General features: G+C 71.1%; 18 protein-coding genes and 1 tRNA gene. 8 read left to right on the forward strand and 11 right to left on the reverse strand.

The annotated features are described in order from the left end of the window. Positions 1-786, forward strand: a 786-nt coding sequence (locus tag D8Y23_RS13735) for an HNH endonuclease (protein WP_205797168.1), incomplete at its 5' end; no start/stop codon positions are given. Positions 787-989: 203 nt separating this feature from the next. Here the strand turns inward: D8Y23_RS13735 and D8Y23_RS13740 are convergent. After that, a complete protein-coding gene (locus D8Y23_RS13740) occupies positions 990-2,489 on the reverse strand; it encodes a PLP-dependent aminotransferase family protein (RefSeq protein WP_164878247.1) in 1,500 nt (499 codons plus the stop codon). A gap of 81 nt (positions 2,490-2,570) precedes the next feature. Between D8Y23_RS13740 and D8Y23_RS13745 the strand changes: the two genes are divergently transcribed. Beyond that, on the forward strand, positions 2,571-3,242 hold the full coding sequence (locus D8Y23_RS13745) for a pyridoxamine 5'-phosphate oxidase family protein (protein WP_128218665.1): 672 nt from the start codon (positions 2,571-2,573) through the stop codon (positions 3,240-3,242). Here D8Y23_RS13745 and D8Y23_RS13750 read toward each other — a convergent pair. Next, positions 3,212-6,646 carry a proline dehydrogenase family protein gene (locus D8Y23_RS13750; protein ID WP_128218666.1) on the reverse strand — a complete coding sequence of 1,145 codons (3,435 nt, stop codon included), beginning with the start codon at positions 6,644-6,646 and terminating at the stop codon, positions 3,212-3,214. The genes D8Y23_RS13745 and D8Y23_RS13750 overlap by 31 nt on opposite strands. Positions 6,647-6,746: 100 nt before the next feature. Between D8Y23_RS13750 and D8Y23_RS13755 the strand changes: the two genes are divergently transcribed. Then, complete coding sequence (locus D8Y23_RS13755) at positions 6,747-7,661, forward strand: LysR family transcriptional regulator (RefSeq protein ID WP_128218667.1); 915 nt, start codon at positions 6,747-6,749, stop codon at positions 7,659-7,661. On the opposite strand, the gene D8Y23_RS13760 is transcribed toward D8Y23_RS13755, so the two are convergent. Further along, positions 7,633-8,061, reverse strand: coding sequence for a MarR family transcriptional regulator (locus D8Y23_RS13760; protein WP_128218668.1), 429 nt, complete (start codon positions 8,059-8,061; stop codon positions 7,633-7,635). The two genes, D8Y23_RS13755 and D8Y23_RS13760, sit on opposite strands and share 29 nt — an antisense overlap. A gap of 84 nt (positions 8,062-8,145) precedes the next feature. Between D8Y23_RS13760 and D8Y23_RS13765 the strand changes: the two genes are divergently transcribed. Continuing rightward, on the forward strand, positions 8,146-8,523 hold the full coding sequence (locus tag D8Y23_RS13765) for a hypothetical protein (protein WP_205797171.1): 378 nt from the start codon (positions 8,146-8,148) through the stop codon (positions 8,521-8,523). 117 nt (positions 8,524-8,640) lie between these two features. Then, positions 8,641-8,988, forward strand: a complete 348-nt coding sequence (locus D8Y23_RS13770) for a hypothetical protein (protein WP_128218669.1) — start codon at positions 8,641-8,643, stop codon at positions 8,986-8,988. Between the two features lie 45 nt (positions 8,989-9,033). On the opposite strand, the gene aztD is transcribed toward D8Y23_RS13770, so the two are convergent. The 4 genes from aztD to aztB are packed head-to-tail and all read right to left on the reverse strand — an operon-like array spanning position 9,034 to position 13,278. Next, positions 9,034-10,245 (reverse strand): zinc metallochaperone AztD, encoded by a 1,212-nt coding sequence (gene aztD, locus D8Y23_RS13775; protein WP_128218670.1) that lies wholly within the window; start codon positions 10,243-10,245, stop codon positions 9,034-9,036. A 36-nt stretch (positions 10,246-10,281) separates the two neighbouring features. Then, positions 10,282-11,193, reverse strand: a complete 912-nt coding sequence (gene aztC, locus D8Y23_RS13780; RefSeq protein ID WP_128218671.1) for a zinc ABC transporter substrate-binding protein AztC — start codon at positions 11,191-11,193, stop codon at positions 10,282-10,284. A 1-nt stretch (position 11,194) separates the two neighbouring features. Beyond that, positions 11,195-12,409 carry an ABC transporter gene (locus tag D8Y23_RS13785; protein ID WP_128218672.1) on the reverse strand — a complete coding sequence of 405 codons (1,215 nt, stop codon included), beginning with the start codon at positions 12,407-12,409 and terminating at the stop codon, positions 11,195-11,197. 14 nt (positions 12,410-12,423) lie between these two features. Beyond that, positions 12,424-13,278, reverse strand: a complete 855-nt coding sequence (aztB, locus tag D8Y23_RS13790) for a zinc ABC transporter permease AztB (protein WP_128218673.1) — start codon at positions 13,276-13,278, stop codon at positions 12,424-12,426. Positions 13,279-13,333: 55 nt separating this feature from the next. Here aztB and aztA point away from each other — a divergent pair, with 55 nt between their 5' ends. Further along, the gene (gene aztA / locus D8Y23_RS13795; protein WP_128218674.1) at positions 13,334-14,050 is read left to right on the forward strand and encodes a zinc ABC transporter ATP-binding protein AztA; all 717 of its coding nucleotides are present in this window, start codon (positions 13,334-13,336) and stop codon (positions 14,048-14,050) included. On the opposite strand, the gene D8Y23_RS13800 is transcribed toward aztA, so the two are convergent. From D8Y23_RS13800 to D8Y23_RS13810, 3 genes are all read right to left on the reverse strand, one after another. Continuing rightward, a tRNA-Tyr gene (locus tag D8Y23_RS13800) sits at positions 14,041-14,122 on the reverse strand. The two genes, aztA and D8Y23_RS13800, sit on opposite strands and share 10 nt — an antisense overlap. A 102-nt stretch (positions 14,123-14,224) precedes the next feature. Beyond that, a complete protein-coding gene (locus tag D8Y23_RS13805; RefSeq protein WP_128218675.1) occupies positions 14,225-15,100 on the reverse strand; it encodes a PfkB family carbohydrate kinase in 876 nt (291 codons plus the stop codon). Then, positions 15,097-15,597: an FBP domain-containing protein gene (locus D8Y23_RS13810; RefSeq protein ID WP_128218676.1), complete on the reverse strand. Its 501-nt coding sequence runs from the start codon at positions 15,595-15,597 to the stop codon at positions 15,097-15,099. The genes D8Y23_RS13805 and D8Y23_RS13810 overlap by 4 nt, the downstream gene beginning before the upstream one ends. A 68-nt stretch (positions 15,598-15,665) precedes the next feature. Here D8Y23_RS13810 and D8Y23_RS13815 point away from each other — a divergent pair, with 68 nt between their 5' ends. Next, entirely contained in the window at positions 15,666-16,154 is a 489-nt protein-coding gene (locus D8Y23_RS13815; RefSeq protein WP_128218677.1) for a YajQ family cyclic di-GMP-binding protein, read from the forward strand. A 158-nt stretch (positions 16,155-16,312) separates the two neighbouring features. On the opposite strand, the gene D8Y23_RS13820 is transcribed toward D8Y23_RS13815, so the two are convergent. Next, the gene (locus tag D8Y23_RS13820) at positions 16,313-17,335 is read right to left on the reverse strand and encodes a LacI family DNA-binding transcriptional regulator (protein ID WP_128218678.1); all 1,023 of its coding nucleotides are present in this window, start codon (positions 17,333-17,335) and stop codon (positions 16,313-16,315) included. Positions 17,336-17,493: 158 nt separating this feature from the next. On the opposite strand from D8Y23_RS13820, the gene D8Y23_RS13825 reads away from it, so the two are divergent. Beyond that, on the forward strand, positions 17,494-18,429 hold the full coding sequence (locus D8Y23_RS13825) for a dihydrodipicolinate synthase family protein (protein ID WP_128218679.1): 936 nt from the start codon (positions 17,494-17,496) through the stop codon (positions 18,427-18,429). Positions 18,430-18,458 lie beyond the last annotated feature (29 nt).

Here is an 18,458-nt window from a genome sequence, read left to right on the forward strand (position 1 = left end):
GAGCCGGGGGACGCGGCGGCGGAGCCGGGGGCCGGGGCGACAGAGCCGGGGGTCGCCGAAAATGCCGCGACGGCAGCCTCATCCGTGATCGTCTCGACCGAAGAGCTCAGCGAATCGGTTGCCACATCGGGATCAGCGGCTGTCTCGGCCGAGAGTCCGAGCATCACGCGCGATGCCCGCACGCTGGCACAGATCAGCGCCGACGTCTGCGCCGACCTTCTTCTCACTGCGACCCCCGCGATCGATCCGACGATCGAGTCCGCGTACCCGGGCGGTCTCGGGGCGATCCGAGGGCACGTTCAAGTGACGGTGCCGGTTCTGACGCTGCTCGGGCGTTCCGACACGGGCGCCAGCATCGACGGCCGCACGCCCATCGACCCCGCGACCGCGCGACACCTCGCCGCAGAGGCACCCGGGTGGGATCGCCTCCTCTGCGACCCGGTCGCCGGCACCGTGCTCGAGGTCGACCGCTACGCGCCGACGATGTCCCAACGCCGATTCCTCGCCGCGCGCGACCGGCACTGCCGCGCTCCCGGGTGTCGCGCCCCCATCTCGCGGTGTCAGATCGACCACAATCACGAGGCGCACGAGGGCGGCCCGACGCGCCTCGACAATCTGTGTCACCTCTGCGTCCGGCATCACACGCTCAAGGCCGAGACCGCGTGGACCGTTACTCAAGAGCCCGATGGATCGCTCCGGTTCCACAGCCCGCTCGGGCAGGAGCACCACGAGAAGCTCCCCCCGCGGGTGCTCTTCGTGCCGGATGCCGATCCCCCACCGTTCTGATCGACGAAGCCGCCCGGGCCCACCGGGGTATGGCCGACGCAGAGAGCCAGTCACGGAGGGATCACAGTTGGAGCACGCATTCGCACAGAGACCACCGACGGAGCATGTCGGTCACGCGGGAACCACCGACGGGACACCCCGGTCACGCGGGAACCACCGACGAAAGCTGCCGCACGGGACCGGGGGTGAGAGGAACCGGGCTGTCAGGGAGAGCCTCCCGCGGTACGCCCGGCCGCCAACACTTCTGCAACGACGGCGAGGGCTTGGACCATTTGCGGCGTCGTCGGTTCCGCGTACCCGAGCACGATGCCGGCGGGGATGTCGATCGGGGCACCGGGAACGACGTACTCCGACAGGCCCGACACGAGCACGCCCCGTTCCGCGATCGCCGCGACGACCGCCCCCTCCTGCTCGACCGAGTGCGTACCTTTCCGCACGACCGCCCGATCCCTCTGCCCGCACCCGCCGCCACCTTCGCAACCGCCGCCACCTTCACAACTGCCTCCGCCTCCGAGAAGGACGACCGCATGCAGTCCCCCGTTCATCGCCGCCACCTCTACGCCGTCGACCCGTTCCAATGCCTCGAGCACGAGTCGCCGACGGTGGCGGTAGTCCCGACGTCGACGCGCGGTGTGCCGAGCGAGCGATCCCTCCCCCAGATACAACGCGAGCGCGTGCTGCAGAACTGCCGAGACGGGCAGGTCCAGGTCGGCGCGGGCGTCACCCAGACGCTCGCGCACGGCTCCCGACGCAATGATCCAGCCGCAGCGCACCGCTGGGCTCAGCAGCTTCGACACCGTCCCGATGAGAGCAACTCCCTGCGAGTCGAGGAGGCGCAACGGCGGCAGGGGTGCACGCCCGTGCGGGAACTCGCTGTCGTAGTCGTCCTCGATCACCACCGCCCCGGTTTCGCGCGCCCACGAGATGAGGCGCGCTCGGGCCGTGGCATCCATCCGGCTGCCCAGCGGGTAATGGTGGTGGGGGGTGACGACGATGGCATCCAGGTCGCGATGTCGCTCGACGGCATCCACATCGAGGCCCCCGTCCAGGGTCACCGGGAGAGGCACCGCCTCGACCCCGACGCGGGAGAGGATCGTGCGCACACGCGGATACCCCGGGTTCTCGACGCCGAAACGGCCCGGCCGCCGCGCCGGGAGGGCCAACGCCGCCAGCAGGAGGGCGTCGCTCGTCCCCGCGGTGACGATCACGTCACTCGGATCGACCGCGAGTCCGCGGGTGCGTCCGAGGTGGCGCGCGATCTCTTCTCGCAACGCGGGGTGCCCCGTGTCGTCGCGCACGTCGGCGTCGGGGTCGAGGGCGCTCGCTCGCCGCCAGGCCGAGCGCCACGCGGCATCGGCGAGGCCCCGCGTGCCGGGCCGCCCGGGACGCAGATCGATCGCCGCCTCACCGGGCGGGCGCAGCGGGGTCACCGCGTCTGCGGTGACGGCCGGGCCCAGCGGAAGGGCCGCGATCGTCGTTCGCCCGCCCGGCCGCGCTGTCAGATATCCCTCGCCCACGAGCGTCTCGTACGCGGCGACGACCGTGCCCCGCGCGACGCCGAGATCGTCGGCGAGGGAGCGTGTCGACGGCAGCGCCTCTCCCGCCGCCACCCTGCCCGCCACGATCGCGCTCCGCAGTCCGTGCGTGAGCTGGACGTGCAACGGGACGGGCGAGGAACGATCCAGGATGCCGGACGAGATCACCGCCCCAGCCTGCCACTGGTCCAGGCGAAGAAGCGAGAATCGGTCTAGGAAGCGGACCGCCTCGACGGCTGGAATCGAGGCATGACCGACCTGCCTCTCACACCTCTCACGCGCGTCCGCCGACTCCCCCACTACCAGGTCACCGACCGCGCGGCCCTGTACGAGGTCGTGGACGGCGCCCTCGCCGCCACCCTCGCGATCGTGCGCGACGGCCGCCCCGTGGCCCTCCCCGTCGGCATCGGCCGAGACGGGGACGATGTTCTGGTCCACGGGTCCACGGGCAGCGACTTCTTCCGACGGATCGCCGCGGGGGCGCCGGTGTGCCTCACCGTGACGCAACTCCTCGGCCTGAAGTACGCCCGCTCGCTGTTCGACAGTTCGATGCGGTACCGCTGCGCGGTCGTGCACGGGGTGGCATCCGTGGTCCCTGCCGAAGACAAGGAGCGGGCGCTGCTGGCGTTATCGGAGCACCTCATGCCCGGCCGGGCGGCCGAGGTCCGCCCCATGACGGGACGCGAACTCGCGGCGACGCTCGTCCTTCGCCTGCCGCTGGCCGAGGCCAGCGTCAAGGACAACGCCGCCTCCGCCGTCGAGGAGGACGGCGACGGCGAAGACCGCACGGTCTGGGCCGGCGAACTCCCCCTGCGCGTGGTCGCCGGCGAGCCGGTGACGTCGCCGCAGACGGTGGGGGGAACGCCGGTTCCCGCCTCGGTCCGCCGGAGTCAGCTCGTCGCCAGCGGCGGCACCGTGTAACGACGGGGCGTGCCGAAACGGTGCGCGGTGATCGACACCGCCTGCTCGCGCAGGAACGGCAGCAGCTCCACCTCACCCGCACGGGTCGGCGCCCCGGCGTACAGTGCTACGGCCGGCGACCCGGCGGTGTCGTCGGCGAACCGCTCGGCGGAACCTCCGAGCAGCCGCACGCGACCGCCGGTCCGCGCGAGTCGCGCCACCCGCCGAGCCCACGCGGTCGCATCCTCGACCTCGGAGGCCACCCAGACGCCGTCGAGCCACGCGCGCACAGCCGCGGGCAGCTCCCGTCCGGCACTCACCGTCACGGCCGAACCGGCGCGCACGCCCGCGGCGACCACGCGCACCAGGGCCGTATCGGAGGCGTCTTCGAGCCGCACGGTCACCGGGACCGGGGCGTAGCGCAGCACGTTCTGCTCCGCCTCCAGTCCCGTGACGTCCACCGGCCGGGAGAACTGCTGCGTCCACACGGCGGCGTCGGAGGCGAGGGCGGATGCCAGCCACTCGCGGTCCTCGGCGGGAACCGCGGCCGACGCGGGCCCGACGAGCGCGTCCGAGACACGCCGCGCGGAGGGCTCGGCATCCGCCCACGTACCGAACCCGAAGAGGTAGTGCGGGCCACCGGCCTTGGTGCCGGCGCCCACCGCGGACTTCTTCCATCCGCCGAACGGTTGCCGCTGCACGATGGCGCCGGTCGTGCCGCGGTTGACGTAAACGTTCCCCGCCTCGATGCGCGACAGCCACCGCTGGATCTCGGTCTCGTCGAGCGCGTGGAGCCCGGAGGTCAGGCCGTACTCGATCGCGTTGACGATGTCGATCGCCTCGTCGAGGGTCTCGGCCGTCATGACCCCGAGCACGGGGCCGAAGTACTCGGTGCGGTGGAACTCGCTCCCCGGGTGCACACCCTCGCGAATGCCGGGTCGCCACAGCCGGCCGTCCTCGTCGAGGCGGCGCGGCTCGACGAGCCAGCGCTGCCCGGGCTCCAGGGTCGTCAGAGCCCGCAGCAGCTTGCCCCGCGCGGGCTCGATGAGCGGACCGACGCGCGCGGCCTCGTCCCACGGCATCCCGACCTCCAGCGAGGTGACAGCGTCGACGAGTTGGTCGCGGAAGCGGCGCGACCTCGCGACCGAACCGACGAGCACGACGATCGAGGCCGCCGAGCACTTCTGCCCCGCGTGACCGAATGCCGACAGCGCGACGTCTTTCGCCGCGAGGTCGAGGTCGGCGCTCGGGGTCACGATGACGGCGTTCTTCCCGCTCGTCTCGGCCAGGAGCGGAAGGTCGGAACGGAACGAGCGGAACAGCTCGGCGGTCTCGTACGCGCCCGTGAGCACGACGCGCTCGACGGCCGGGTGCGTGAGCAGCTGGCGACCGAGGTCGCTCTCGGACACCTGCACGAGCGTCAGGACGTCGCGCGGAACACCGGCTTCCCACAGCGCCTCCACCATCACCGCGCCGGAGCGTTCCGCGAGAGCGGCCGGCTTGATGACGACGGCGGACCCCGCGGCGAGCGCCGCCAGCGTCGACCCCGCCGGGATGGCGACGGGGAAGTTCCACGGCGGCGTCACGACCGTGAGCCCGACGGGGGCGAACCGCGCACCGTCGACACGGTCGAGGTGCCGGGCCTGCTCGGCGTAGTAGTGCGCGAAGTCGACGGCCTCCGACACCTCGGGGTCGCTCTGCTCGACGACCTTGCCGCACTCGGCGCCCATGACCTCGATGAGCTCCGCGCGGCGAGCCTCGAGTGCGTCCCCCGCGCGGTGCAGGACCTCGGCGCGCGCTGCCGCGCCGAGGTCTCGCCACGCGGCTGCAGCATCGGCGGCCTGCCGGAGGCGCTCATCGAGCACGGATTCCTCGGTCACCGTGTGCGCGTCGATGGTGTCGATGCCGAGGCGCGACGACGGCATCCGCCCCACGATTCCCGCCGCCCACGCGCGGTTCGCGGCGATCGCGGGATCGGAGTCGGGGGTGTTGCGGAAGCCCTCGCGCGGAGCCGGCGGAGCCGCGACCGCGCGGTCCTGAACCCGGTGCGAGACCGGAACTCCCACGGGCATGTCGGCGAGCGAGGCGAGGAACCGGTCGCGCTCGCGCGCGAACAGCGCCTCGTACGTTCCGAGGTCGAACACGGCCGACATGAAGTTCTCGCTCGACGCCCCTTCTTCGAGACGGCGGATGAGGTACGCGATCGCCACGTCGAACTCCCGCGGGTGCACGACCGGCGTGTACAGCAGGATCGACCCGACCGTGCGCCGGACGACCGCCTGCTGCGCCGTCGCCATCCCGAGGAGCATCTCGACGTCGATGCCGCCGGTGACCCCTCGGCGCTCCGCGAGCAACCACGCCAGAGCGACATCGAAGAGGTTGTGTCCCGCGACCCCGATCCGCACGTGCGCCGTGTGCTTCGGGCGAAGGGCGTAGTCGAGCACCGCCTTGTACGAGGCGTCCGTCGCCTGCTTCGAGGGCCACGTCGCGAGCGGCCAGTCGTGCACATCGGCATCCACCCGCTCCATCGGCAGGTTCGCGCCCTTGACGACGCGCACCTTTATCGGAGCACCCCCGGATGCCACCCGCCGGGCCGTCCATTCCTGGAGGCGGATCATCGCGGCGAGCGCGTCGGGGAGGTACGCCTGCAGGACGATGCCGGCCTCGACACCGTGGAACTCCGACTCGCCCAGGAGCGTCTCGAACACGGCGAGCGTCAGATCGAGGTCCTTGAACTCCTCCATGTCGAGATTGAGGAACGTTCCGGTCTCCTTCGCCACACGGTACAGCGGCCGCAGGGCCGTCACGGCGTCGGAGACCGCCGCGTCGAACGCCCATGGCGTGTGGGGGGCGACCGTCGAGGAGACCTTGATCGAGACGTAGTCGACGTCGTCGCGAGCCAGCAGTCGCCGGGTGCCCTCGAGTCGGCGTGCAGCCTCCTTCTTCCCGAGGATCGCCTCGCCGAGAAGGTTGACGTTCAGGCGGACCCCCTCCCCGCGCCCGCGGATCGCGGCGATGGCGGCGCCGAGCCGGCGGTCGCTCGCGTCCACGATGAGGTGGCGCACCATCGCGCGCAGCGCCGTCCGGGCGGCGGGCACGACGAGTCGCGGCAGGATCGGGGCGGTCAGTGCGCCCAGGCGGATCGCGGCTTTCAAATGCATCGGGAGGAAGGCGGGGACGAGCGGGGCGAGACCGGCCAGGTTCGCGGCGGCGACCCCGAGGTCCTCGGGCCGCACGACGCCGTCGACGAATCCCACGGTGAACGCCAGCCCGTTCGGATCGCGCAGCACACCCGCGAGCCGCGTCGCAGCGGCGTCCACGGGTTCGGACCGGCTCTCGTCCAACCAGCGACGGACGAGGGCGATGGCGTCGTCCGCCAGATCGGCGGGCACGACCTCGGCGGGAGCGATATCGGTGAGCGACATGGGGATCCTTCCTCGGATGCCCTCAGTGTGCGACGCACGACGATTCGAGAAAAGCGATGATTTACGAAGGGTATTGTTCGGGAAGAACGAAGGGACGCCGATGTTCGATCTCCACCGCCTTCGGCTGCTGCACGAGCTGTCGGTGCGCGGCACGCTCGCCGCCGTCGCCGAAGCTCTGTCGTTCAGCCCGTCGACGATCTCGCAGCAACTCGCTCGACTCGAAGGCGAGGCCGGCGTGCCGCTGCTCGAACCCGAGGGCCGGCGCGTCCGACTCACGGCTCAGGGCGAGGCGCTCGCCGCCCACGCTGCCCGCATGCTCGCCGCCGACGAGGCCGCACGGGCCGAGCTCGAGGCGTTGCAGCCCTCTCTCGCCCCGGTCCGCCTGGCGGTGATGCAGTCCGCCGCGCACGGGCTCGTTCCTGGCGCGCTGGACGTCCTGGCCGAGACCGAGCCCCGGCTGCGGGTCGAGATCGCCGAGCTCGCCCCCGAGGAGGGTCTCTTCGAGGTCGCCGCCCGGGGATTCGACCTCGCTGTGGCCGAGCAGTACCCCGGCCACACGCGCGAGCAGCGCGCCCTGCTGGAGCGCCGGACGCTGGGGCGGGATGCCATCCGGCTCGCGGTCGCGCACGGCGACCCGGCCGCAACGCTCGCGGACCTCCGTGATCGGACGTGGGTGATGGAACCGGAGGGCACCGCCGCCCGGCTCTGGGCGACGCAGCAGTGCCGCGCCGCCGGGTTCGAGCCGGACGTCCGGTTCTCGCTCGCCGATCTCACCGCACAGGTGCGGCTCGTGGCATCCGGTCACGCCGTGGGCATGATCCCCGCCCTCGTGTTCGGCGGCGACGAGCCCGCTACGCGCTTCATCGAGCTCCGCGATCACCCGCGCCGAGAGATCTTCACCGCCGCGCGTCGCGGCACGACAGGGCGTCCCGGCATCCGGGCGGTCCGAGCAGCGCTCGAGGCGGCGATCGCGCGCGCCCCGGGGATCAGCGGGGAATCAGCACCGATCGAGTGATCCGCTGGAGCGCCTCGGCGAACGCATCGGTGGTGGCCGCCGGCTCGGCATCGACCGCGTCGTCGAGGTCGCGGGCGAAACGGTCGAGCTGCGACCACGGCAGGGCGTCAAGGTCGACCTCGAGGTGGATGTGGTTGACGCGTCGGTCCTCGGTGTCGAGTTCGCGACGCAGAAGTCCGCGCTCCACGAGACGGTCCACGAGCGTCGTGACCCCCGCGGACGTCACCCCGAGGTGGTCGCGCAACACGGAGGGACGGATACCAGGGTGCTCGCGGATGCGCAACAGGGCGCGCACCTCGGTCTCGCCGAGCCCCAGCTCGACGCGCGTCGCTGCCTCGGCGGAGCGTCGCGCCTCGATGAAGGCGTCGAGCGCCGTGGAGAGTGCGGGGCGCGGGGACATGGGTCAACCATACTCAGCTGTGATTAAACCCGTGAATATTTCGTCGAGCTATTTAAGTGAATTAAATAGTGCTACGGTCGCCGCATGGCCAAGCTCTTCTACGGCACCGACGTCTCTCCGGTGACCTTCCCCGATCGCCTCCTGGCCTACGTCAAGGTCATCACCGCCACCAAACTCCGTCGCAACGAATCGTTCACGCTCACGTGGACGGGCGACCCCGAAACGGCCGGGCGATCCGCGATCTGGATGCACCCCTCCATCCCGCTGCGCTTCGCCTTCGATTCCGTCGAACCCGAGAAGCTCGTGGGCGAGTACCTCCGCACGCTCGCCGACCAGGCCAATGCCTCGTCCGGACTCGTCGTCGACCTCCGCACGTGGGAGGACGACGAGAACGGGGTCGCGCGCACGACAGCCCCGCAGATCGCCGCCCGTCGACCCGTGCGGGCCGTGCGCGCCGCGTGACCCGCGGGCTGTAGCACTCCGCCGGTTTGCACTCACTAAGGGGCACTCAGCCCCCTCCCCGCCGGGAGCCGGGATAATGGCTCGAGCGCATCCTGCGCGCCCGAGACGGAGTGTGCTGTGCCTGTACGTGATCTGCTCGACATGCACCTGTTGGAGCAGTGGCTCGACGAGTTCCGCAACCTGGGGTACTTGACCGGTAGCGATATTCGCGTGCTCGAGCAGCAGGACGACACGGACCTGAACCGCGGACTGATCGTCGTCGACCTCAGCGAAGCGGCCACCGTCACCTACCTGCAGCCGATCGCCGACAGCGACGGTCGGTGGAAGGCGACGATGGAGGCGCGCGACACCACGATCGAGCTCACCGCCGTCGCCATCGTGAATCTCGCCAACGAACTCACGGTGCTCGGGGCGCTCGTGTCGTACCTCGAGACCAAGTCGCGCGACCTGCTCACCGCCCGCTGAACGGCCGAGAGGGCGCCGGTCGCACCGACGCCCTCTCGTCATAGATCAGCGCGTGAGCGCCATCTCGTTGGGCGTGACCTCCAGGGTCGCGCTCGTCAGCACCTCACCGGTGGTCAGATCCACCGCGTGCACGGCCTTCTTCACCGGCTCGGTCACGTAGGCGATGTCGCCGCTGACCTTGATCGCGGGATGCGCGTCCTGCCAGTCAGCCGGGCCCTCCCACGGGTCGATGACCGGGAAGGCGTCGGTGAGCGAGCCCGTCGCGGGGTCGATGACGTGGATCGAACCGTCCGTCGCGAGGATGTAGCCGAGTTCGCTCGGGCCCCGCGCGATGTCGCGGAAGGTGTACTCGACGCCCTCGGGCAGGTCGACCACGGTCTGCGTCTTGGCTGCGGTGTCGATCAGCGCAACGCGGTGGAGCAGGTAGCCCTCGGCATCCCGATCGTCCTTGTAGTCGCCGATGATCAGCGGGCTGGTCTCGCTGACGTAGGCATTGCCCATACGGCCGTAGGGCTGGTCAGGGGCCGTCAGCTTGGTGAAGGTTCCGGCGTCGTAGACGAGCGCGCCGTCCTCGCAGCCGAAGACGACGACCTCGTCCTTCGCGGTGCCCTCGCCGTGGACGCCGGGGCACTCGGCGTTCTCCGCGAGGATCTGACCCGATGTGTCCTTCGCGACGACGCCGGTGCGGCCGTCGGCGTTGCCGACCGTGGTGAGGAACGTGCCGTCCTCGAGCACGATCGAGACGCCGTGGTGCGCCTCGACACCCGGGATCGTCTCGGTCTCGGGCAGGTCATCCGTGGATGCCAGCAGTGCATCGCTGTCGAACACGGTGGTGTCGCTCGTGCCATCGGCATACAGCACGGTCTTGCCGCCGTGGACGACGACATGGCCGGCTGTGTCGGCCTCGAACACCAGGTCGGTCAGGACGGGGTCGTCCCCGGCCGTACCGGCATCCAGCACCTGGAATCCGGCGCTCGTGGTGACCATGATGTGGCGGCCGTCGCCCGCGGAGTTCAGGCGCGTGAACTCCTCAGAAGCGACGTCGCCGACGACCTCGAGGGTCTGGCCGTCGAGCACGACGATGCCGCCCGGGTACGACAGGGCGACGCGGGTGCCGGTCTCATCCGCGGTAGAGGAGGACGAGGACGAGCCCGGTGCCGGGGCCGTGGAACCGGTGCCGGAGCAGGCGGCCAGGCCCACGGTCGCGCCGACCGCGAGCGCGAGGACGCCCGCGCGGCGCAGGGGAAGCGTGCGCATGTGATTTCTCTTTCTGTGGGGTGGGTGGCCGGACGCTCAGGGCGACAGGCCGGTGGCGATGCGCTGCATGTTGACGCGCATCATGGTCAGGTAGTCGGGGGCTCCGCCGGCGGCGTCCGTGAGCGACTCGGTGTAGAGCTCGGTGACGGTGACGTCGATGTCGGCTTCCTCGGCGAGAGCCCGGACGAGGCGGTCGGGTTGCGACGACTCGGCGAAGATCGTGCGGACGCCGGCCTCCTCGATCGCCGACACGAGGTTCGCCAGGTCGCTCGCGCTGGGGGCGGCCAGCGTCGTCCCGCCGGGAATGACGGCTCCGACGACACGGAACCCGAAGCGGTCGGCGAGGTAGCCGAACACGTGATGGTTGGTCACGAGGGCGCGCTGCGCGGCGGGGATGGCCGCGAAGGCGGCGGTCATGTCGGCGTCCAGGGCCTCGAGCGCCTCGCGGTAGTCGGCCGCGCGCGTGGTCACGGTAGCGGCATCCACGCCACCCATCCCCTTGAGGACCGGCACGAGCGCGTCGACCACGGCGATGGTCTGGGCCGGGTCGGTCCAGAAGTGGGGGTCGTCCGCGCCTCCGGCGTCAGTGGAGGTGTAGGGCAGGACCTCGACCGCATCCCCGGCGACGAAGGTCGCGACGCCGGCCTCCGCGGCCGCATCCAGGTTCTGTTGCAGCCCCTCCTCGAGCCCGAGACCGTTCGAGACGACGAGATCGGCGGACCGGAGGCGCGCGGCCTCGGCAGCGGAGATCTCGAACGAGTGGGGATCGGCGCCGGGACGCATGAGCGTCACCACCTCGACGTCGTCACCGACGAGGTTCGACACGACGTCGCCCAGGATGTTCGTCGACACCACGACGAGCGGACGCTCGTCGGCGGCGGTGGCGGAGCAGCCGCCGAGCACCCCGGCGGCGAGCAGCAGGGCCGCGGCGATACGGAGCCGTCTCATCTCAGCGTCCCGTCTCGGCGAAGAACGTCGGCGTGCGCTCGGGCACGAACTCGCGGGCGATGCGCGCGCCGTCGGCGAAGTCGATCTCCCAAAGGCGCCCCTCGATGGGGCCGTTGAGGTAGGCGCGCTGGTGATCGGCCACGAGCGTCGCGTTCGCACCCGCGGCGAGGCTCGCCGCGACGAGCGGGAGGGATGCCGCGCGCAGAGCGCCCGTCTCGCCGTCGAGCACGAGCACGCGTCCGTCGGGCGTCAGCGCGAGCAGGTTCGCGTCGGCATCATCGACCGCCGTGACCTGCACGATCGGCTCGGGGGCGGCGAGCAGGGTCCACGCGCGCGCCCGGGTGTCGAGCACCCAGATGCCCGTGTCCCCCGCGAGCGCGGCCACCCGCGGTCGCCCCTCGCGGTTGGCGAAGGCCACGGCTCGGGGAGCCGTCGCGCCCGCGGGGTACGGGATGCGCTCGACGACGGGCTGCTCGTCCTCGACGTGGACGAGCAGCGCGGCGTCCTGGCATCCGATGACCGCCCCCACCCGGGTGGTGATCGTGCCGACCGGATCGATGCAGGGGGCGGAGTCGTCGGTCGGGGCGCCGTCCGCGGTGTGCAGCGTCACGACGTCGCCCGCGGCCACCGCGGCGAACGATCCCACCGGAACCACGAGACCCGCGCCGGGCTCGCGCGACAGGCGGAAGGACTCCTCGATGCGGCCCTTCGACAGGGCCTCGGTGTCGAGCAGCACCGCGTCGCCGCTGTCGGGGAAGAACACCCCCGTGCCACCGGTTGTCGATGAGTTCGACGTTGCGACGGTCGCGACTCCCCCGCCGTCGACGTCCCCGAGCACGCGCGCCTCGGCGCGGTAGTAGTGGAAGTGATCGACGTGGTCCCAGGTCCACACGCCGCTGTCGACGATCGACACGCCCGTCTCGTCGGCCGCGAACAGGTAGCGGCCGTCGCTGTGGACCGCGCGCGGAGCCCGGGCGGTGCCGAGGTCGGCCGTCGACTCGTCGAGCAGGTCGAGGTGCGAGACGCGCCCCTCGGCGTCGATGGAGGTGAGGCCCAGGGCGGGTTCCGCGAGTTCGGCTGCACCGGCGATCTCGCCGTGGGTATCGGTGCTCGGCTCGGGCGGGGAGGCGGTCGAATCGGTCGCGGCGCACCCGGCGAGGGCCAACAACGAGACGAGGGAGAGGGAGAGCAGTCGGGGGGAGGAGCGGTGGAGCATGAAGTCTTTCTGCGTCAGGAGGGGAGGGGGTCGAGGACGGGACGCCGCCGTGGGGCGGCGTCGAGGACGGCGCGCAGGCCCCACAACACCCCGGCGGCGAGGATGGCGGTGGCGGCGATCGTGGCGCCGGCTGCCGTGGCGGCATGCCACGAGACGAGCAGACCGACGGCGACGGCCAGTGCGCCGATGACGGCGGCGAGCGCCATCGTCGTCGGGATGCGCTCGGTCCACTGGCGAGCGGCGACAGCCGGGGCCACCAGCAGGCCCACGACCAGGAGCGAACCCACCGCCTGGTACGAGGCGACGACCGCGAGTGTGACGAGTCCGACGAGGACGGTCTGCGCGAGCCGCGGCCGCAAGTGGAGCACCCGGGAAACACGCTCGTCGACGGCCAGCGCCACCAGCGAGCGGTGCGCCAGAGCGGCCGCCGCGATCCCCGCCGCCACCGCGATACCGAGCACGAGGAGGTCGTCGGTGCCGATCGCCAGGATGTCGCCGAACAGGATGGCCGTGGCATCCGTGGCGAAGCTCCCGGCGTGCGAGATCACGATCACGCCGAGCGCGAGCATGCCCACGAACAGCAGACCGATGCTCGTGTCGTACGACAGCCGAGCGCGGCGCTGCAGCACGCCGATGCCGAGGCTCATCACCACGGCGCTCGCGGCGGCCCCCAGCAGAACCGGGAACCCGAGCACGGTGGCCAGTGCCACGCCGGGGAGCATGCCGTGGGCGAGCGCCTCACCGAGGAACGCCATGCCGCGGACGATCACCCACGTACCGGCAACGGCGCAGAGCACGGCCACGAGCACGCCGCCGAGAAGGGCGCGCTGGACGAACTCGAGCGAGAACGGATCGGTGAGCCAGGACACGAGGCACGACCGTAGCGTTAATGAGAATGGTTATCAAACTCGTAGGATGGATGCCATGCCCCCCACGCCCCACCCTGCGCCCCGCGCCGAACTCCGCGGCATCCGCGTCGATCTGGGCGAGACACGCGCCGTCGCCGACGTCGATCTGGACATTGCGCGGCACCGCCTCACCGTCATCGTGGGGGCGAACGGCTCCGGCAAGTCCACGCTCGTCGAAGTGCTCGCGGGAGCCCGCACGCCCACCGCCGGGAACGTTCGCGTCGACGCGCGAGCGCGGGCGTTCGTGCCGCAGCGCACCGCCGTCGCCGAGCGCCTTCCGCTCACGGTGCGCGACGTCGTGTCGGTGGGCGCCTGGGCACGCGTCGGCATGGTCCGCCGCCTCGGCCGCGACGGTGCGGCGGCCATCGACGACGCCCTCCGTCGCGTCGACATGACCGCGCTTCAGCGCCGGCCGTTCGCGGCCCTCTCGGGCGGGCAGCGCCAGCGCGCGCTGCTGGCGCAGGGCCTCGCCCGCGGCGCCGACCTCCTGGTGCTCGACGAACCGACGACGGCTCTGGATGCCACGAGCGCCGCGCTCATCCGCCACGCGATCACCGCCGAGACCACCCGCGGAGCGACCGTCGTGTGCGTGAGCCACGACGACCGACTCATCGCCGAAGCGGATGTCGTCGTGCGGATGGAGGCCGGGCGGATCGTCGGCCGTCAGGAATCCGGGCAGAAACGCGAAAAGCCCCGGTCTCCCGGGGCTTTCGCTGGTGTCGGTGGCGAGTGAGGGATTCGAACCCCCGAATGCAATGCAGTCTGATTTACAGTCAGATCCCTTTGGCCGCTTGGGTAACTCGCCAGGTGCGCACCCGCCCGGCTTTCGCAGTCGACCGGAGGCGCGATCACCTACCTTACCCTCCCCGGGCGCGTGCTTCCAACACGGGCCGGGGTCGGGCCGGGATCATTCGGGGATGCGCAGGAGCGCGCCCTCGCTGCGGCACGTCGCGGCCGCCACTTCCATCGCGCGGTCCAGCACGAAGCCCCAGGATGCCTCGTCCTCGGGGAGGCCCGAGCGCACCAGAGCGACCGTCGTCGAGAGCACCGCATCGCCCCCGCCCATGGTGTCGACGATGCGCCCCGACAGGTCCGCGATCGGGCGTGCGACGGTGAGCCCGCCCGCGTCGATCGCCGCTCCCCCGGCACCGTACGTGGCGAGCACGGCATCCACGCCGAGGCCCGTGAGCTTCTCGCGCAGCTCGTCCAGCGGAGCGCCGTAGAGCAGCTGCGCGTCGTCCTCGCCCACCTTCACCAGCCGGGCGTGCGCGGCGGCCTTCTCGAAACCGCGGACGAATTTCTCGCGGTCGTGCAGCATCCCGGCGCGCGGGTTCGGGTCGATGGCGAGGGATGCCGAGCCCACGGCATCCAGGAGCGCGTCGGTCTGCGCGGCGTCGTCGAAGGGGAAGCAGCTCACCACGACCATGGCCGCGTCGGCCAACGCCGCCCGCTCGGCGTCGCCGTAGTGGACGCGACGGTTCTGCGCGGCCTCATTGAAGACGTACTCGGGCTCGCCGCCGGCCGAGCGGGTGCTCACCGCGCGCGAAGAACCGTGCTCCGACGGACTCTGCAGCAGGTCGACGTCGTACTCGGCGAGGTAGGCGCGGATCTGCTCCCCCGCGGCGTCCTCGCCCACCATCGCGATGAGCGACGCCGGAACGCCCAGACGCGAGAGCCCCACGGCGACGTTCAGGGCCGCTCCGCCCACGAACTCTCGCACACCCGTGTCGTCGCGCAATTCGTCGATCAGGGCATCGCCGATGACGACGACCCGGCCGCTCACCGCTCGACCCCCGCGGTCTCCAGCACCCGTTCGACGAACGCTTCGGTACGGCGCTTCGTGCCGTCGATCTTCATGTCCACACTCCCGCGGATCTCGCTCGGCGCCAGCGGCATCGCCAGGCGCACGTTCTCGTGGCACGACAGGTCGGCGCACATGTACGTTCCGACCGTATCGCCGTGCTCGCCCGCGTCCCCGGCTTTGCGTGCCGTGAAGAGCGCGACCTGGTCGCCCGGCTGCATCGTGTGACACAGATTGCACATCGCCGATCGCGCGCGCGACTGCCCGTCGGCCGCTCGCAGCACCACGCCCGTGGGTTCGCCGTCCCGCTCGGTCACGAGGTACCCGCGGCCGCGGGTCCGCGGATCCCGCCACGCGAAGAAGTCGAGGTGGTCCCAGTCGGTCAGCAGGAAGTCGTGCGGCAGAGACAGCACCCGCATCTCGTCCGGCCCTGCATTGACGAAGGCGGCGCGGACCTCGTCCTCGGTGAGTGCTCGCATGGCATCCGAGTCTACGAGCGAGCAGGGCGCGCCGGGCCACGGGGGCGATGGCTCGGTAGAATCGCCGAATGGCCGACAGCTCATTCGACATCGTCTCCAAGATCGACCGTCAGGAAGCCGACAACGCCCTGAACCAGGCGCGCAAAGAGGTCGAGCAGCGCTACGACTTCAAGGGCACCGACGCCTCCATCGAGTGGAGCGGCGAGGCGATCCTCATCAAGGCGAACTCCGAGGAGCGCGCGAACGCCGTGCTCGACGTCTTCCAGACGAAGCTCATCAAGCGGGGGATCTCGCTCAAGAGCCTCGAGACGGGCGACCCGGTCGCCGGCGGCAAGGAGTACCGCATCACCTCCACGCTCAAGGAGGGCATCTCGCAAGAGGATGCCAAGAAGATCGGCAAGATCATCCGCGATGAAGGCCCCAAGGGCGTGAAATCGCAGATCCAGGGCGACGAGCTCCGCGTCCAGTCCAAGTCGCGCGACGACCTGCAGGAGGTCCAGCGCCTGCTCAAGGCCGCCGACCTCGACGTCGACCTGCAGTTCACGAACTACCGGTAACGAGCGCGAGCGGATGCGGAGTTCTCCCGAGGGGCTCCCGCACTGCCCCACATGCGGGGATCCGCTGCGGTTCGAGGTCCTCGATGACGAGCGGTTCCTCGTCGCGTGGTCCTGCGTGACCTGCGGACTGATCCGCACGACGGAACCGAGCTGACAGCTCAGCGGGAGCGCGGCGGCGCCGTCGAGGCACGCGGGATGAGCGTCGGCATCGTCCGTTCGATGCGTGCCGACCCGTCGGCGTCCAGGAGCATGTCCAGGGCGATCTCGGCGATCCGGTCGAAGTGCGTGTGCACCGAGGTGAGCGGCACGGGCAGCCGCGACACCAGCGGGATGTCGTTGTAGCCGACGATGGACAGCTCGCCGCCGGCATCCATCCCCAGCGCCTGCGCCACCGTCGAGACGCCGAGCGCGAGATTGTCGTTCGCCGCGAAGACCGCGGTGGGACGATCAGCGCCGGAGAGCAGTTCCCGGGCGGCGTCGATCCCGTGGTCGAGACCGTAGCCGGCGGAGAGCACGCGCCCCTCGGGTAGATCGACGCCCGCCTCGCGCAGGGCGCGCTCGGCCCCCGCGCGGCGGTCCCGGCCGCTGGAGGTGAACCACGGGCCGGTGATCACGCCGATGTCGCGGTGTCCGAGATCGAGCAGGTGCCGCACCGCGAGATACCCGCCGGTCTCGTCGTCACCGAGCGAGGACGGGCTGATCCCGTCCGTGCGCAGCGCGAGCACGTGCGGGATGCCGCGTGCGCGCAGCGACGCGGGGAGGGCATCGTCGAGACGGGCGGTCGCGAGCACCACCCCGTCGACCCCGCGGTCGAGGAGGGTCTCGGTGGCACGGCGTTCCTCGTCGACGTCGTCCCCGCAGGTCGCGACGACCGCGAAATAACCCCGCCGATGGGCGGCGCGTTCGATCGCTTCGAACATCAGCGCCATCACGGCATCCGTGAGGCGCGGGACGAGCACACCGATCGTCGCGGTCGCCCCGCGGCGCAGGCTCGATGCTGAGACGTTGCGCCGGTATCCGAGGTCGTCGGCGATCGCGCGCACGCGTTCGGCCGTCGCCGAACGGGACCGCGGCGTCCGGTCATCGAGCACACGACTGACGGTGGAGATACTGACCCCGGATGCCACGGCCACGTCCTTGAGCGTGACCACGTGCCGTTCCGCGGACTCGATGTCTGCCATGCGCCCTCCTCCGGGTCACGATACCGTCCGATGCAAACCTTCGCGGGAACGATTCGAAGAAGTTCTTGACATCCAAACGGCACGCGGGCACACTTGCAAACGTTCCTGCAAACGTTCTCATCCGGAGAACGCTCGACGAAGAGACGAAGGAGACGACGATGGTCCTCGACCTCCGCGGCCTGAACCCCGCCCCCATTACCCCGTTCACCCCCAACGGCGACGTCGACTACGCCGCGATCCAGCGCCTGGGCTCGTGGCTCGGCTCGATCGACGGCGTTAAGAGCCTGGTGGTGCTCGGCCACGCCGGAGAGGGCACCTTCCTCACGGAGAGGGAGCAGCTCGACGTCATCCGCGCCTTCCGCGACTCCGTCGACGACCGGCTGCCGATCATCGCCGGCATCACCAAGGAGGGGAACCTCACCGCCGCTCTCGAGGCGAAGGACGCCGCGGCCGCCGGCGCAAAGGGCGCTCTGGTCTACCCGTCGCACGGCTGGCTGCGCTTCGGCTTCCAGCCCGGAGCCCCGCAGACCCGGTACCGCGCGATCTGGGAGGAGTCGGGACTGGAGGAGATCCTGTTCCAGTACCCCGACAACACCAAGGCCTCGTACGACCTCGACACCCAGCTCGAGATCGCCGGCCAGGAGGGTGTGAACCACACCAAGAACGGTGTTCGGAACATGCGCCGCTGGTACACCGAGATTCCGGCGCTTCGCGCCGCGTACCCCGAGCTGCAGGTGCTGTCGTGCCACGACGAGTACCTGCTCCCGACGATGTTCGACGTCGACGGACTCCTCGTCGGCTACGGCAACATCGCCCCCGAGCTGCTCGTCGACCTCATCGCCGCGGGCACGGCGCGCGACTACGCCGCCGCGCACGCGATTCACGAGCGCCTGCTGCCGGTCACCAAGGCCGTGTACCACCGCGGTTCGCACATGGAGGGCACCGTCGCCCTGAAGTGGGGCCTGGTGAACCGTGGCATCCTGGATCACGCCACCGTGCGCGAGCCCCTGCTTCCGCTGCCCGCGGGCGCCGACGCCGAGATCGCGGCGGCGTTCGCCTCGGCCGACCTGGGAAGCGTGGCCGTCCCGGCCTGACCCCTCCGGGGGCGGCCCCGGGACGGCCG

The organism is Microbacterium enclense (assembly GCF_004022425.1).
Taxonomy (GTDB): domain Bacteria; phylum Actinomycetota; class Actinomycetes; order Actinomycetales; family Microbacteriaceae; genus Microbacterium; species Microbacterium enclense_A.

Bases quoted from the DNA above. Each gene is read 5' to 3' on its own strand.
- D8Y23_RS13750 (WP_128218666.1), bottom strand. From the start codon at position 6,646: ATGTCGCTCACCGATATCGCTCCCGCCGAGGTCGTGCCCGCCGATCTG.
- D8Y23_RS13825 (WP_128218679.1), top strand. From the start codon at position 17,494: ATGGTCCTCGACCTCCGCGGCCTGAACCCCGCCCCCATTACCCCGTTC.
- aztC (WP_128218671.1), bottom strand. From the start codon at position 11,193: ATGAGACGGCTCCGTATCGCCGCGGCCCTGCTGCTCGCCGCCGGGGTG.
- D8Y23_RS13765 (WP_205797171.1), top strand. From the start codon at position 8,146: ATGGCCAAGCTCTTCTACGGCACCGACGTCTCTCCGGTGACCTTCCCC.
- aztD (WP_128218670.1), bottom strand. From the start codon at position 10,245: ATGCGCACGCTTCCCCTGCGCCGCGCGGGCGTCCTCGCGCTCGCGGTC.
- D8Y23_RS13815 (WP_128218677.1), top strand. From the start codon at position 15,666: ATGGCCGACAGCTCATTCGACATCGTCTCCAAGATCGACCGTCAGGAA.
- D8Y23_RS13810 (WP_128218676.1), bottom strand. From the start codon at position 15,597: ATGCGAGCACTCACCGAGGACGAGGTCCGCGCCGCCTTCGTCAATGCA.
- D8Y23_RS13820 (WP_128218678.1), bottom strand. From the start codon at position 17,335: ATGGCAGACATCGAGTCCGCGGAACGGCACGTGGTCACGCTCAAGGAC.
- D8Y23_RS13760 (WP_128218668.1), bottom strand. From the start codon at position 8,061: ATGTCCCCGCGCCCCGCACTCTCCACGGCGCTCGACGCCTTCATCGAG.
- D8Y23_RS13745 (WP_128218665.1), top strand. From the start codon at position 2,571: ATGACCGACCTGCCTCTCACACCTCTCACGCGCGTCCGCCGACTCCCC.
- D8Y23_RS13785 (WP_128218672.1), bottom strand. From the start codon at position 12,409: ATGCTCCACCGCTCCTCCCCCCGACTGCTCTCCCTCTCCCTCGTCTCG.
- D8Y23_RS13755 (WP_128218667.1), top strand. From the start codon at position 6,747: ATGTTCGATCTCCACCGCCTTCGGCTGCTGCACGAGCTGTCGGTGCGC.
- aztA (WP_128218674.1), top strand. From the start codon at position 13,334: ATGCCCCCCACGCCCCACCCTGCGCCCCGCGCCGAACTCCGCGGCATC.